This is a genomic window from Kordiimonas aquimaris, from assembly GCF_025574485.1.
Classification (GTDB): Bacteria; Pseudomonadota; Alphaproteobacteria; order Sphingomonadales; family Kordiimonadaceae; genus Kordiimonas; species Kordiimonas aquimaris.
Window position 1 is genome coordinate 347,496 of record NZ_JAOBPO010000003.1, and the last position, 13,967, is coordinate 361,462.

10 protein-coding genes are annotated in these 13,967 nt (G+C 45.2%); 5 read left to right on the forward strand and 5 right to left on the reverse strand.

Annotation, left to right across the window (positions count from 1 at the left end; genetic code table 11):
* Nucleotides 1-39: 39 nt before the first annotated feature.
* From OEU88_RS11415 to OEU88_RS11425, 3 genes are read right to left on the reverse strand one after another with little or no spacing between them, the layout of a single operon-like run.
* Nucleotides 40-378, reverse strand: a complete 339-nt coding sequence (locus OEU88_RS11415) for a ferredoxin family 2Fe-2S iron-sulfur cluster binding protein (RefSeq protein WP_262695301.1) — start codon at nt 376-378, stop codon at nt 40-42.
* Nucleotides 375-1,559, reverse strand: coding sequence for a cysteine desulfurase family protein (locus tag OEU88_RS11420; RefSeq protein WP_262695302.1), 1,185 nt, complete (start codon nt 1,557-1,559; stop codon nt 375-377). Before OEU88_RS11420 ends, OEU88_RS11415 begins: the two co-directional genes overlap by 4 nt.
* Nucleotides 1,559-2,695 carry a cysteine desulfurase family protein gene (locus tag OEU88_RS11425; RefSeq protein ID WP_262695303.1) on the reverse strand — a complete coding sequence of 379 codons (1,137 nt, stop codon included), beginning with the start codon at nt 2,693-2,695 and terminating at the stop codon, nt 1,559-1,561. The genes OEU88_RS11420 and OEU88_RS11425 overlap by 1 nt, the downstream gene beginning before the upstream one ends.
* A gap of 161 nt (nt 2,696-2,856) precedes the next feature.
* Between OEU88_RS11425 and OEU88_RS11430 the strand changes: the two genes are divergently transcribed.
* Complete coding sequence (locus OEU88_RS11430) at nt 2,857-3,504, forward strand: alpha/beta hydrolase (RefSeq protein WP_262695304.1); 648 nt, start codon at nt 2,857-2,859, stop codon at nt 3,502-3,504.
* Here OEU88_RS11430 and OEU88_RS11435 read toward each other — a convergent pair.
* Nucleotides 3,501-4,715 carry an anhydro-N-acetylmuramic acid kinase gene (locus OEU88_RS11435; RefSeq protein WP_262695305.1) on the reverse strand — a complete coding sequence of 405 codons (1,215 nt, stop codon included), beginning with the start codon at nt 4,713-4,715 and terminating at the stop codon, nt 3,501-3,503. The genes OEU88_RS11430 and OEU88_RS11435 overlap by 4 nt on opposite strands.
* 82 nt (nt 4,716-4,797) lie before the next feature.
* On the opposite strand from OEU88_RS11435, the gene tyrS reads away from it, so the two are divergent.
* Together tyrS and OEU88_RS11445 are read left to right on the forward strand one after the other, a co-directional pair.
* A complete protein-coding gene (tyrS, locus tag OEU88_RS11440) occupies nt 4,798-6,060 on the forward strand; it encodes a tyrosine--tRNA ligase (RefSeq protein WP_262695306.1) in 1,263 nt (420 codons plus the stop codon).
* A 135-nt stretch (nt 6,061-6,195) separates the two neighbouring features.
* A complete protein-coding gene (locus OEU88_RS11445) occupies nt 6,196-6,981 on the forward strand; it encodes a cyclase family protein (protein WP_262695307.1) in 786 nt (261 codons plus the stop codon).
* Between the two features lie 5 nt (nt 6,982-6,986).
* Here the strand turns inward: OEU88_RS11445 and OEU88_RS11450 are convergent, their stop codons facing one another.
* Entirely contained in the window at nt 6,987-10,232 is a 3,246-nt protein-coding gene (locus OEU88_RS11450) for a DUF3971 domain-containing protein (protein ID WP_262695308.1), read from the reverse strand.
* Nucleotides 10,233-10,474: 242 nt separating this feature from the next.
* Between OEU88_RS11450 and OEU88_RS11455 the strand changes: the two genes are divergently transcribed.
* Together OEU88_RS11455 and bcp are read left to right on the forward strand one after the other, a co-directional pair.
* On the forward strand, nt 10,475-13,372 hold the full coding sequence (locus OEU88_RS11455; RefSeq protein ID WP_262695309.1) for a bifunctional [glutamine synthetase] adenylyltransferase/[glutamine synthetase]-adenylyl-L-tyrosine phosphorylase: 2,898 nt from the start codon (nt 10,475-10,477) through the stop codon (nt 13,370-13,372).
* A 112-nt stretch (nt 13,373-13,484) separates the two neighbouring features.
* Nucleotides 13,485-13,949, forward strand: a complete 465-nt coding sequence (gene bcp, locus OEU88_RS11460) for a thioredoxin-dependent thiol peroxidase (protein ID WP_262695310.1) — start codon at nt 13,485-13,487, stop codon at nt 13,947-13,949.
* Nucleotides 13,950-13,967: the final 18 nt, after the last annotated feature.

A 13,967-nucleotide genomic window follows, 5' to 3' on the forward strand; every position in this document is an offset into this window, starting at 1 on the left:
TAATATAGTCAATCTTGCTGCATTTAAAAGACTATGGGCCTACAACCCCATCATATTGCGACTTTCACGCGGTATGTGTAGCCTCAAACCATCCAATTCATTTTCAACAATGATTTGACATCCAAGGCGAGATGTACGTCTAAGGCCTGTCGCCAAATCAAGCATTTCTTCTTCGTCTTCACTTGCTTCCGACAACTTTTCGAAGAACGCATCTTCAACAATTACATGACATGTCGAACATGCCATGTTGCCTTCACACGCACCTTCAATATCAATGCCGCCCATGTGCGCAAGTGTCAGTACATTACTGCCTGCAGGGCCTTTTACCATTGTCTCATTGCCATCATGGGTCACAAACACCACCGTCACGTCACTCACTTAGTAAACCCTTCTTTTGAACACCCGCCTTGCTTGGCAACAGCCTCGCTAATTTTTGATATAGCATAATCAATTTCGCCGTCTGTTGTTTGGCGCCCTATTCCAAGCCTGAGTGATGATTTCGCCTCAGAATCAGAAAGGCCAATGGCCTCTAGAACGTATGATGGGCCCGTCGTTGCAGAGGCGCATGCTGCGCCGCTTGATACAGCCAACCCACGAACATCTGCAAACAATCTGTCCCCATCTAGCCCAGGAAAGCATACATTCAAATTTCCTATCCAACGGCTGCCTGTATCACCATTGATAATCATACCAGGTGCCGCTTTTTTCAGGCCAGCAATCAAACGTATCATCATCGTTCGCAGGCGCCCTTCTTCCTGGGCCATTTCCTGCCCACAAATTTGAGCAGCCTTACCAAACCCTGCAACAAGTGCAGGAGCTTGCGTGCCTGCTCTTAATCCACCTTCCTGTCCCCCACCTAGCATCTGAGGCTCTAGTGCCGTTTTATGTGAACGGCGGCGATACAATGCTCCAATTCCCTTGGGGCCATATATTTTATGAGCAGAAATACTCATAAAATCGATATTCATTTTATCCACAGCTATGGGAATTTTACCGTAAGCTTGAGCGGCATCAGTGTGAAACAGAACCTCTTTTTCTCGGCAAAGCGCGCCAATTTCATGCAACGGATGAATAACACCAATCTCGTTATTTACAGCCATTACAGACACAAGCGCCGTTTCTGATGTGATAGATGCTTTTAGTTGTTTCAGGTCTATCAACCCGTTACGTCCAACCGGTAAAAAAGTTACATTAAAACCACGCCTTTCCCATGACACAGCAGCTTCCAAAACACACTTGTGTTCAGTGGCTACTGTAATCAAATGAGGTTGTTTCTCGCCCCATACATCAAGTACACCCTTTAAGGCCAGATTGTTGGCTTCGGTTGCTCCTGATAGAAATGTTATGGTTTCTGCTTGAGCACCAACAACTTTAGCAACCTGTTCTCTTGCAACATCCAAAGCAACTTCGGCCTCCCAACCAAAACGATGCTCTGCGGAATGTGGGTTACCAAACTTGGTTGTAAGATATGGCATCATGGCAGCTAGCACACGTTCATCTAACGGTGTTGTAGACTGATAATCCATATAAGCAGATTGTATCAAAGAACCATCATCCATTAGCTAGACCGGTTATCTTGTCGTTTAGCGGTGCGTTTATAAAGTTCCGTCCACGCATCAATCAGTGCGTCAATATCACTCTCTTTCGTTAATCGACCGAGGGAAACACGGATAGATGCCTCTGCAACACCATCATCAAACCCCATAGCAGATAAAACGTGCGAAACTTTGACCTTGCCTGAAGAACAGGCTGAACCTGACGAAAGGCAAATTCCCTTCAAGTCAAAATGCATTGTTTGTGTTTCGCCGCGAACACCAGGCATGGCAACACAGCTTGTGTTTGCAACACGGGCAGCATTTGCTCCCACAATTATTGCGTCACTGTTAAGCGCAGCAACTGCTTCTTCAAAGCGATCACGCAACCCTGACAAAAACTCAGCGTTGCCAGTCTCCTCAAGGGTTTCAATAGCCGCGACGCCAAATCCAGCAATACCAGCAACATTTTCTGTACCTGACCTGCGGCCAAGCTCCTGACCACCCCCAACTATCATCGGGCGCAAAGGCGCAGTTGAGCTTGTTACTATGGCACCAACACCTTGCGGACCACCAATTTTATGACTGGACAAAGTCAGATAATCCACACCGAGTTCGCCGAAGTTAATTGTTAGCTTACCGGCAGCTTGCACTGCGTCAGTGTGCATACGGCCACCGTACTCATGTGTTAGTGCCGCAGTCTCAGCAACCGGCTGAATAACACCGGTTTCATTATTCACAAGCATAACGGAAACAAGCGCCGGTTTTGGAGCATCAGCTAGAATCAACTGCAGTTTTTCAAGGTCAATAACACCGTTTTCATCAACCGGCGCAACAAAACAAGGAATATTGGCTTGCTTAGCAGCAGCAAGGCCGCTGTCATGTTCAATTGCAGAGACAATAACAGAAGCACTACCTGAGCCTTTTATAACCGCGTTATTAGCCTCGGTTCCACCAGAACAAAATGTAACGTCGCGTGTTCTTGCCGCCACCAAAGCAGCAACCTTTGCCCTTGCTTCTTCGACTATGCCCCGCGCTTTACGGCCTGCCGCATGTACGGAAGAAGGGTTGCCATAAATCCGCATTGTGTCAGCAACCACAGTGATGACATTTTCGCGAATCGGTGCCGTCGCGTTATAATCTATGTATATTGGTGTGTTCATAGTCCGCCAAATTAACGAAAAGAATGCTGCATTCAATTGTATTTTACCATAAATCAAGAAGATAGCTTGCGATTCGACTAAAAAGTTCGATATATCGTGAGATACAGGGAGTTGCCGTCATTTGGCGCGCACCATTAAATTGCGAAGAAAAAGAACAACCTATGCCCGAAATTATTTTCAGTGGACCAGCTGGTCGACTAGAGGGCCGGTATCAACCCGGCAAAACAGAAACATCACCACTTGCACTTATTCTTCATCCACATCCGCAACACGGCGGCACGATGGACAACAAAGTTGCCTACTATCTTTACCACACCTTCGCGCACCGCGGTTTTGCAACATTGCGATTTAACTTCCGCGGTGTTGGTCGGAGCCAAGGCGAATTTGATAGCGGTGTTGGTGAACTATCTGATGCTGCTTCAGCGCTTGATTGGCTTCAGTCAATGAACCCAAATGCGACAGGTACATGGATCGCCGGGTTTTCTTTCGGTGCCTGGATTGGTATGCAACTGTTGATGCGCAGGCCTGAGATTAAAGGGTTTATCTCGGTTGCACCGCCAGCAAACCTGTATGATTTCTCATTCTTGGCACCATGCCCGTCTTCAGGTCTCATTGTTCAAGCTGACCAGGATGATCTCGTGACACCTATCTCAATCGTTAAATTGGTTGAAAAGCTTAAAACGCAAAAAGCGATTACAATTCAGCACGATGTTATCAGAGGAGCTAATCACTTCTTTGAAACAGAATTGAATGCTTTGATGACTTCCATCAACAGCTATCTCAATATGCGGTTATCGAACGGCGATTAACGCTTGGCCCTATAAGGTCGCTTCTTTGGTAAATTGGCAACCCCGCCAACAGTTGGGCTACTACACCCTGTAGTTTCCGGAAAACTACAGGGTAGTCCGCGCTCACTTCGCGTTGCGAGAAAAGCAAATGCTTCAGCTTCCAAAGCATCTCCGCGCCAACCCAGCACTTCAACAGGATCAACAAGCACAGGCATGCGGCGTCGCAGTCTTCGCATCAATGTTTGATTGTGTCGCCCACCACCACAAATATACCAAGCTTCCGGTGGCTCAGGAAAATGGCTTTGCGCTGCAACAATTGATTCGACAATGAAATCTGTTAGCGTTGCCGCGCCGTCTTCCGCACTAAGCCCACGAACGGCTTGCATATTAAAATCGTCACGATCAAGTGTTTTTGGGGGCACATCATCGAAGTATGATGTTGCCATCATGCCCATGACAACCTCCTGATGAGCCATGCCGCGAGCCGCTAAATTACCATCAACATCATAAGTCTGATTAGTGTGGAGTTGCGCCCAGTCATCAACGACCGCGTTACCTGGCCCAGTATCAAATGCGATCATTTCAATTTCATCATCTTCGATACGGAGCCACGTTACGTTGGCAACACCGCCCAAATTCAATACCGCAACAGTTTTGTGTCGCCCACTTTGAGCAGCAAGTGCCGCATGATAGATCGGCACTAACGGCGCGCCTTCACCGCCAGCTTCCATATCAGCGGAACGGAAGTCATTTAAAACCTTAATACCTGTTTGACCTGCCAAGCGGCCTCCATCGCCAATTTGCCACGTCCATCCTAAATCAGGCCGGTGAATAAGGGTTTGGCCATGAAAACCAATCAAATCAACGTCGCTCGCAACTTGCCCAGTTATCGATAATAATTCTGTCACAGCATCGGCATGCCAATCTGTTACGTTTTGTTCCAGTGTTTTTATTTCAGCAGACGCTGATTCAGGACTTTCGCAAGCAGATGCAATACGCATTCCCTCTTTGAGGTCGCTTCGCATATCAGCAGAATACGGCAACGTTAACGATGGTCCAAAACGCTCAATACTAACACCGTCTGTATAGATCATTGCGGCATCGACACCATCCATTGACGTGCCGCTCATAAGACCAATGGTACATTTTACAGAGTCTGCATAACCAAGTTTGACCATATGAAGGGTTTCTCCGGCAAGAATAACGTCAAAGGAAGGCAAACTGCGGATCAAGCTTTGCCTTTTAGGCACCCTATGCTACATCACGCCGCTAACCAAATGCTTTGTATCAATGTTAAACCGTGTGAATGCGACCATGACAACTGTTAAATCCGACTTTCTCAATATCTTGCAAGAGCGAGACTTTATCCATCAGGTAACCGATCTTGAAGGTCTGGACGCCAAGTTTACAGCTGCTGAGAAAAGCAATGGATTGTCAGCGTATATAGGTTTTGATTGCACGGGTTCATCATTACATGTTGGTAGTTTAGTGCAGATTATGATGCTGCGCTGGCTGCAAAAATGTGGTCACAAGCCAATTGTTTTACTAGGCGGTGGCACAACCAAAATTGGCGACCCATCTGGTAAAGATGAAAGCCGACGCCTTTTGACTGACGCAGACATCAATAACAACTTAGCCGGTATTCGCTCTATCTTTGATCAATTCCTTACCTTCGGCGAAGGTAAAAGTGATGCCATGCTGGTTAACAACGCCGAATGGCTGGACAAACTTGAATATGTGCCGTTTTTACGCGAAATTGGCACGCATTTCACGATCAATCGAATGATGACTTTTGACAGTGTAAAATTGCGCCTTGATCGTGAACAGCCGCTCACGTTCCTTGAGTTCAACTATATGATCTTGCAAGCCTATGACTTTATGGAACTTGGCAAACGTTATGATTGTGCGTTGCAAATGGGCGGATCAGACCAATGGGGCAATATTGTTAATGGTATGGAATTAGGTCGCAGAGCAGCAGGCTTGCAATTGTTTGGCTTAACCACACCTCTCATCACAACTGCAGACGGCAAGAAGATGGGCAAAACCGCTGATGGTGCACTTTGGCTAAATGAAGAGGCGCTGCCCGCATATGATTATTGGCAGTTTTGGCGCAACACACAGGATGCTGACGTTGGGCGTTTTTTAAGGTTATTTACTGAAATTCCGGTAGATGAAATCAAGCGGCTAGAAGCTCTTGAAGGCTCAGAAATAAACGAAGCCAAGATTATTCTGGCCAATGCTGCAACTGCTATGTGCCGTGGTGAAAATGCAGCCTCAACAGCACACAAAACCGCGACGGAAACATTTGAAAAAGGCGGCGCTGGCGCAGACCTACCAACCATAAACATGGATGCTAAAATTCTAACCAATGGCATTGTGGCTATTGATTTGTTTGTTGAGGCTGGCCTTGGAACGTCCAAAGGAGAAGTTAGGCGTTTGATCAAACAAGGCGGCGCAAAGGTGAACGATGTAAAAATCACTGACGCTGAACAAGTGATTGGTAATAACGACATCATAGACGGACAAATCAAACTTTCTTCTGGTAAGAAGAAACATGTCCTGATTAAAACGGCGTAATCTATTTTAAGGACAACTTGGTAAAAGCAGAGCACTTTGCTCTGCTTTTTTGTTGCCGAAAGTTTGAATTGCTTAATACGCCGACCTATTGCACCTTAGAATCTTATATTAGCGCCTTAAAATGGGGACTTTAACATGCGCATTATCATCGCTATTGCATCAGTACTTCTTACCTTTAGTATAAATGCAGATGAACCGCCTCGGTTAAATGAGGTAAAACTCATCGACCTCAGTCATACATATGATGATAAAACGCTTTTTTGGCCGACATCCCCAATAAAATTTGAACATCCAGAACTCTCATATGGCCCTTCAGGGAACGGTTACTTCTATTCGGCTTATACATTTGCAACCGCAGAACATGGCGGCACCCATCTCGATGCTCCAATTCATTTTTTTGAAAGTGGTCAGACCGTTGATGCATTGGACCTTAATGATTTGATGTTACCGGTAAATGTTATTGACGTGACAGACAAAACCACAGCTAACCGTGATTATCTACTTCAAGTCTCGGATATCGAAGCATTTGAAAAAGAATACGGTAAAATTGAGAAAGGAACAGCTGTTCTGCTGCGTACCGGCTGGTCAAAACATTGGCCAGATGCAAAAGCATACATGGGGGATGATACACCTGGCGACACAAGCAAGCTAAGCTTCCCAAGCTTCGGTGTTGAAGCTGCGAAACTGCTAGTTGCACGCGGCATCAAGCTTTTAGGCATAGACACTGCTTCAACCGACGGCGGAAAATCTACGACGTTTGACGTCCATGTAGTAATCAGCAGCGCAAACATCCCAGCTATTGAGAATATGAATAATCTTGAAGCATTGCCCCAACAAGGTGCTTATATTATGGCATTACCTATGAAAATTGGTGATGGTTCTGGCGCCCCTGTTCGCGTAGTTGGCATGATAAAAAAATAACTACTCTAGCTTTCGTAGTCACTGCCTTCGTCATCGATTAAGTCATCTGGCTCTTCCGGCTTTGTTGGTGTAACAGCATCAACATCTGCCACACGGCCTTTCTGACCTTCAAACAGCAACCGCAAAAAGCCGGGAGCAAGCCCTGACAATGCGCTAACGGTAACATCAGGGTTACTTATACTTCCTTTCACACGGTACGTTACGCCGAATAGTCCCTTACCCTCGCCGCCAGTGAATAAACCACCTACGAGCGGGATATTTCCAAGAAGGGAATTAATACCATACGCAGGAACAACTACACCGTTGATATTTATAATACGGTCAGCAGCAGCTATCTGCCCTTCCATCGTCAATCCCATTGACGGACCATTGGTTTTCAAACCATCAATCGTTAGTATTTCATCTTTAAGATCAAATGGAACATCAAGCACATCGAGCGTGAGAGGCCCATCAGACAAATAGCTATCAATTGCAGAAATTGTGCCTTCAGTTACCGCTTCGCCCAAATCTGTACTAGGGAACAGTTGAGAGTCTTTTATTTCCATCAAACCAGAAAGATGCCAGCTTTTACCCCACCCAATCGTACTTCCAGTGAGCTGCAACTCACCACCATCAACGTGTGCAAATAACCCAAGCGCCCGGAGAACTTGTCCGCCATTACCTGCTGTTACGTTAAGAGGGCGAGCACCGGTATCCGCATCCGGTGTATCATTCAATTCAACAAGTATTGGCGTCTTGTTGATGCCTGTATGTGCATTCAGCTTCAAGCTAAGAGGAGCACCACCACTGAACGTTAGATCAACAGAGCCATCTCGCCATTCTTCACCGTTTTCAAGCAGTAAAGAGTTTGCGCGCATCGACAGGTCAAAACTCGTGTCATCAGTCGATTTTGGCGGCAAGTCAGGATTAGTATCAAGCGTGTTTTCATTACTTGCCAGAAAAGGTGCAATATCAAATACATCCGCATCAACGGAAACATTCAACGCCTGATCTTTATCTTGTACAAGTTTAGCAGTTAAACTACTGCGCCCAACTTTACGCGCTGTAATATCTGCAGCAAAAGTACCCTCACCTTTACGGCCAAACTGAAGCATTGCATCAAGGTCTATATCTTCACCTTGAACACTCAAAGGCGCAACATGTGTACCTGCATCATCAAATATTATGCTACCGGCTACATTCGCCGGCTCACCAACTGGTTTTGACCAAGCTACTGGGCCAATTTTCAATTGTGCCGTTGAGGCATCAGCAGCAAACGTCCCTTCAGAGAATTTAAGGTTTCGTCCTTCAAATGAAGCTTCCGCTTGCACTTTGCCTGTAAGGTAATCAGCAACATCTACACCAAGCTTACGCATATCGTTTTCATCAACGGAAGCACTTAATACAATCAATGTTGTGTTGGCCTCATTATCATTGCGCGCCAAAGCAAAGTCTTCGTTCCAGCGCAGATTAACAGGCACTTCGTTCAACAAACCCTGCCCCGCAGCAACTAAATTGTCCTGATTTACCCTCAAAGATAACTGGGCATTTTTGAGCCCTTCACCATCCAATAAGTTTTGGACATAAACATCTGTTGCCTGCGCAGTAACATCATATGTTGTGCTACCCGGTAGTACTTCTTTTAATAATGGAGTTTTAACAATGGCGCGCACAGCAGCGTTACCACCAAGTCGTGATATATCTAAATTCGCCTTTTGAGCCACCAATAATGGAGGGTTATCAATTAGACGCATGAGTGTTTGCAGGTCGCCGCGGGTGAAAATATTAAATTCGCCAACACCCCCATATGGAATGTGGATATTATCCAAAAGAACGGAACTTCCGCCTACCGGCAACCCAGTTAGTATCCCTTCATTCAAATCAATCGTCATCTGTTGTTTAGTCAGTCGTGCAGACCCTGCACCGTCTGTGATCGGCGGCATAGTTTTGAGAAACAGCGTATCAAGGTCAGTAAAGTCAAACGTCAATTGATATGGGCTTGCATCCTGGAATGTGCCGACACCATCCGGTGTCATATCAACCGTAAAAGACACATTTTGAGTCAAACCCTCAATTATATGCTGAGCGACCCATGCACGAGCGCCGCGTTCTCTACCATCGGGGTGAAATTTGCGTGGCCAATACTTCAGTATATCAGTAATTTGAAGTGTTTCACTGCTGAGCGAAAGCTGCAAACCTGGCTGAGATGCTTCTTCTCCCTGCCAATACAACAGGCCTGAACCTTTAACCTCACCACTATCTGTCGAGAAATCAATTTCATTTATAGCAAACGTCCGCTCTCGCACATCATAGTGACCACCTATCACGCCATATCGAATCTGAGGGTTTTCCGGGAAAACTAACTGATCACTTAGTTGCCCGTCACCCAGCACTGCACCAATATCAGCAGATTGCAGGCCAACAGTTGCATCGAGGTCCAGCTCCAAACTTAAATCAATCGGTAATTGTATGTATTTGAGAAATTCAGGCAAACCGACGTCTGCAGAAAATGATGACGGATAAAAATCGGAAACCCCCAGCACAAGAGATAAATCACCGTCAATCGGCCGCGCCCGGCCACGTAATCGCGTTGAGATTGGATTGCCGCCAATTGCGATATCCATCTGCGCTGTCAAATTAAGGTCATTTGCTACATGAGAAAGTGCCAGGTTTGAAAGATTAATCGAGGCATCACTCAAAGTTGCACCACGGAAGATTCGCACTGACATGCCATCAAAATTAATGCGCTCCAGCTCAGGCACAGTAGAAAGAAGACGCAGAGAAAATCGGTTAAACCCTTCAGTTAGAGGCACGAACACCTCTAGCTTGGGAATACCATTAGCATCAAAAAGGTCATCAAAAAGACTGTCATCAGTGCTGTCACTAAAGCCGCCAATATCGGTTACGCGAATAGCCGCACGATCTACTGATACTGTTGAGACACCAACACCTGCTAATATACCGCGAAAACCAATACCAAGTTCAACATGAGGCAAGTCAGCGGTAAGGCGCGCCCTGCGATCAACTAGTCGTGTATTTTCAAGAATAATCCACGGTCTTACAGACGCCCAATCCCAACCAATACTTGCTTCACCAAATTGGACGTCCCAACCCGGAAGCAATGCCGAAGTACGGGCAAGAACCTCTTCGCGGGCAAATCCAATATCAATAGGTCCGAATAGTAGCCGCCCCATTAAAATGCAAACCAACAAGGCAACAACTGTCAGAAGAGACAAGCATATAGAAACAAGTGCACTGCCAATTTTTTTCAACAACAATATCCACTGCCAAATTGGGTTGAACTTATTAGTTCATTCACCAAAAGTCACATAGCCTTCAATCAAACTAGCCTTTTTGTTAGAACATTTTCGAACAAGCACGTCCATACACAAGCAGTTTATATCTAAAAAAGCCGCCTAAATTACGGCAAAAACTTGATTTGCGACACCATTGCGCGGAACACTATCTAAAAGTACAAACGATTAACGCATCCAATTTACCATAAGGCTTGTTAATGCTGCCAAAGGCGTTCGATCCAGATAAGGCCACCGAGGTATACGATTCCTTGTATATGTATACACAGGAAGCGTCCTTACCTTCTCCTGATCGCAATGTGATTGACGCTATTTTTGGCAATAGCCGATTTCTGGCGTCACTTGCCTTGCGTTATCCTCATCAAACAGTCACTTATTTGACCACAGACCCAGAAGAAAACTTTAATGACTTAATCAGTCTATTTTCAGAGCCACGTCCGGCAAAAGAAACCGACAGCAGCTTCATGGCTTTCTTGCGTGAGCAAAAAAACCAGGCTGCATTGTTGATTGCATGCGCGGACATCACTCATCGCTGGGACCTCAACAAAACAACAAACTCCCTAAGCATTCTTGCTGAAAAATGCTTATCCAGTGCCACTGACAAAGCATTTTTCAACACTCTTGTGCGTGGAAACTTTGAATGGCCACAAGGCGTATCTTTCGAGGCTGGTAAAGAAATCGAATTTGTTCCAACAAGCATCTCTAAACATTCAGGATATTTCATCCTTGGAATGGGCAAGCTTGGTGCTCACGAACTTAACTATTCCTCAGATATTGACTTGATAGCTCTCTATGATCCGCTGCAGGTAAAATATATAGGACGGAAAACACCTGCGGATTGCTTCATTCGCATGACGCAGGAGATTGTTCGCTACATTGATGAGCGCACCATGAATGGGTATGTTTTTCGTGTGGATCTTCGTTTGAGGCCTGACCCAAGTGCAACGCCGGTTGCTATCAACGTTTCGGCTGCCATTAACTATTATCACAGCGTTGCCGTTAACTGGGAACGGGCAGCAATGATAAAAGCCCGCTATATCGCTGGCGACGCGGTTGCCGCAAATCTGTATCTCAAAGAAATGTCTGGTTGGGTTTGGCGGCGCAATATGGATTATGAGGCGCTCAAGGACATTGCTGCGATTAAAAACCAAATTAATAGGCACTACGACACTAAGGAAACCAGTTTCGAGGGGTATGACGTTAAACTGGGCATAGGAGGTATTCGCGAAATCGAGTTTTATGCCCAAGTAAATCAATTGTTGCATGCAGGGCGCCACCCTGCCCTGCGATTAAGAGGTACGCTCGAAACACTCGATGCCTTGGCAGCTGCTGACCTCATAAACTCAGATACCGCAACCACTTTAAGCGCGGCATACAGATATCTTAGGGATGTCGAACATCGCATCCAAATGTTAAACGATGAACAGACACATATAATTCCTACAGACCCTGTTCAACGTGAGCGTTTAACAACATTTATGGGTTATAAAGACGCAAGCGATTTTAATGAGGAATTAAAAAAACATACACAAATTGTCAGTGCTTGTTATGACACTTTATTGCCTGAGTCCGTACTTGAAAAAACAAACCCCACACTAAAAACTCTTGCTTCCACAATGAAAGATGGCGGCTTTGAAGATATTGAAGCCGCAAAAAACATCATCAACGGCTGGCAACGTGGAAGATACAAAAGCCTGAAAACGGCAAGAGCAAGAGACCTGTTAACCGAATGCTTATCCACACTTTTAACGGCTTTGTCTGGTGGTAGCTCACCTGACAGCGCACTTGTGCGTTTTGACTCTTTTCTGTCGCAGTTACCCGCTGGGGTTCAGCTATTTTCTCTATTAAAATCTAATCCAGCACTTTTCCGTTTATTAGGTCGTGTAATGAGTCTTGCTCCAGCGCTTGCCAGCATACTTGCAAAGTCGCCAAACTTATGGGACGCCGTGCTGGATGGTGCTTTTTTTGAGCCAATCACAAGTGGAGATGAAATGCAGAATGAACTTTCTGCACAAATTTCCACGGCGCGTGACTTCCAGGACGTGCTCGACTTAGTCCGCCGGTTTGTGGCTGAGCAAAAATTTCGTACAGGTGTGCAACTTTTGGAAGGGATTGCAGATGCGCAAGAAGTGGGGAAAGCACTCTCAGGTGTTGCGGATTATGCACTCCAAATATTGATCCCAATCGTTGAAGCAGAGTTTGCGGAAAAACACGGCACATTCGGCGATGAGCACAGTGGCATTTCAATGGTCGCCCTCGGTAAATACGGCGGTGAAGAACTAACCCATACATCAGATATTGATGTCATTTTTCTTTATGACACAAAAGCAACAGACAGCTTTTCAGATGGCCCCAAACCTTTGATGCCTAATGTATATTACGCCAGACTCGCTCAGCATATTTTAACTGCTATTACGGCACTAACTCCTGAAGGACGCTTGTTTGAAGTAGATACAAGATTACGCCCATCTGGCTCACAAGGGCCATTAGCGGTTACAGTAACGACCCTAGCAGAATACTATAAAAGTAATGCATGGACTTGGGAATTTTTGGCATTAACAAGGGCGCGTGTCATCTATGCACCCAAATCAATGAAGCGCATCATTAACAAGGTGATTACCACAGCACTAACATACCGAAAAAATGCCAAGTCACTAAAGGCAGACACAGTAAACATGCGCCAAAAACTGCGTACCGAATTTGACACAAATAATCCATTTGAAGTGAAGCATTCTGCAGGCGGTCTCGTTGATATTGAGTTCATATGTCAATATTTGATGCTAGTTAACATTAACAAGCATACAGATATTATTGACCCCAACATACTAGGTTGTATCCAAAAACTTGCGGCTTGCAATGTCTTAAACAAGGACGATGCAAAGCAACTAACAGACGGATACATACTCCAGCAACAGGTGCAGGCCATGTTGCGTTTATGCTTGGAAACAGTGCCTGATACTCTTAATAAAATTCCAGATGAGTTAGCCAATACATTGTCAATTGCTACAGGGTACCAGAACAAAAAGGACATGCATGAAACCTTATTGAAATCGCAGTCCTTATGCCAAAAACTATATGTATCCATTGTCGAAACTTAATGACATGATCCACAAGGTATACATTAACCGTATTACCATCATTCAATAAACACTTGCAAAACATGCATGCGACGATAGGGTCGCCGCGTTTGTTATCAAGGAGCAGAAACTCATGACATTATCAATTGGTGATAAAGCACCTGACTTTGAACTGCTTGGAAACGGCGGTGACAACATTCAGCTTTCCAAATTTAAAGGCAAAAACATTGTTCTTTATTTTTACCCAAAAGATGACACGCCCGGATGCACAACTGAAGCAAAAGATTTCACATCTCTGAATGCTGATTTTACAGCCGCTAATACTGTCGTTATTGGCATGTCTAAAGATACAGCAGCCAAGCATGACAAATTTATCGCTAAACATGATCTTTCAGTTTTACTCGCATCTGATGAAGATGGCTCAGTATTGGAGCAATACGGCGTATGGGTAGAGAAAAAAATGTACGGCCGTACTTACATGGGTATCCAGCGCGCTACCTTTCTGATTGACAAGGACGGCATAGTTCAAGGCATTTGGCCGAAGGTAAAAGTAAAGGGCCATGCAGAAGATGTTTTATCAAAAGCCAAAGAACTGTAAGTTAGGCAAAGACAAACT

Bases quoted from the DNA above. Each gene is read 5' to 3' on its own strand.
- OEU88_RS11420 (WP_262695302.1), bottom strand. From the start codon at position 1,559: ATGGATGATGGTTCTTTGATACAATCTGCTTATATGGATTATCAGTCT.
- OEU88_RS11425 (WP_262695303.1), bottom strand. From the start codon at position 2,695: ATGAACACACCAATATACATAGATTATAACGCGACGGCACCGATTCGC.
- OEU88_RS11430 (WP_262695304.1), top strand. From the start codon at position 2,857: ATGCCCGAAATTATTTTCAGTGGACCAGCTGGTCGACTAGAGGGCCGG.
- tyrS (WP_262695306.1), top strand. From the start codon at position 4,798: ATGACAACTGTTAAATCCGACTTTCTCAATATCTTGCAAGAGCGAGAC.
- OEU88_RS11445 (WP_262695307.1), top strand. From the start codon at position 6,196: ATGCGCATTATCATCGCTATTGCATCAGTACTTCTTACCTTTAGTATA.
- OEU88_RS11455 (WP_262695309.1), top strand. From the start codon at position 10,475: ATGCTGCCAAAGGCGTTCGATCCAGATAAGGCCACCGAGGTATACGAT.
- bcp (WP_262695310.1), top strand. From the start codon at position 13,485: ATGACATTATCAATTGGTGATAAAGCACCTGACTTTGAACTGCTTGGA.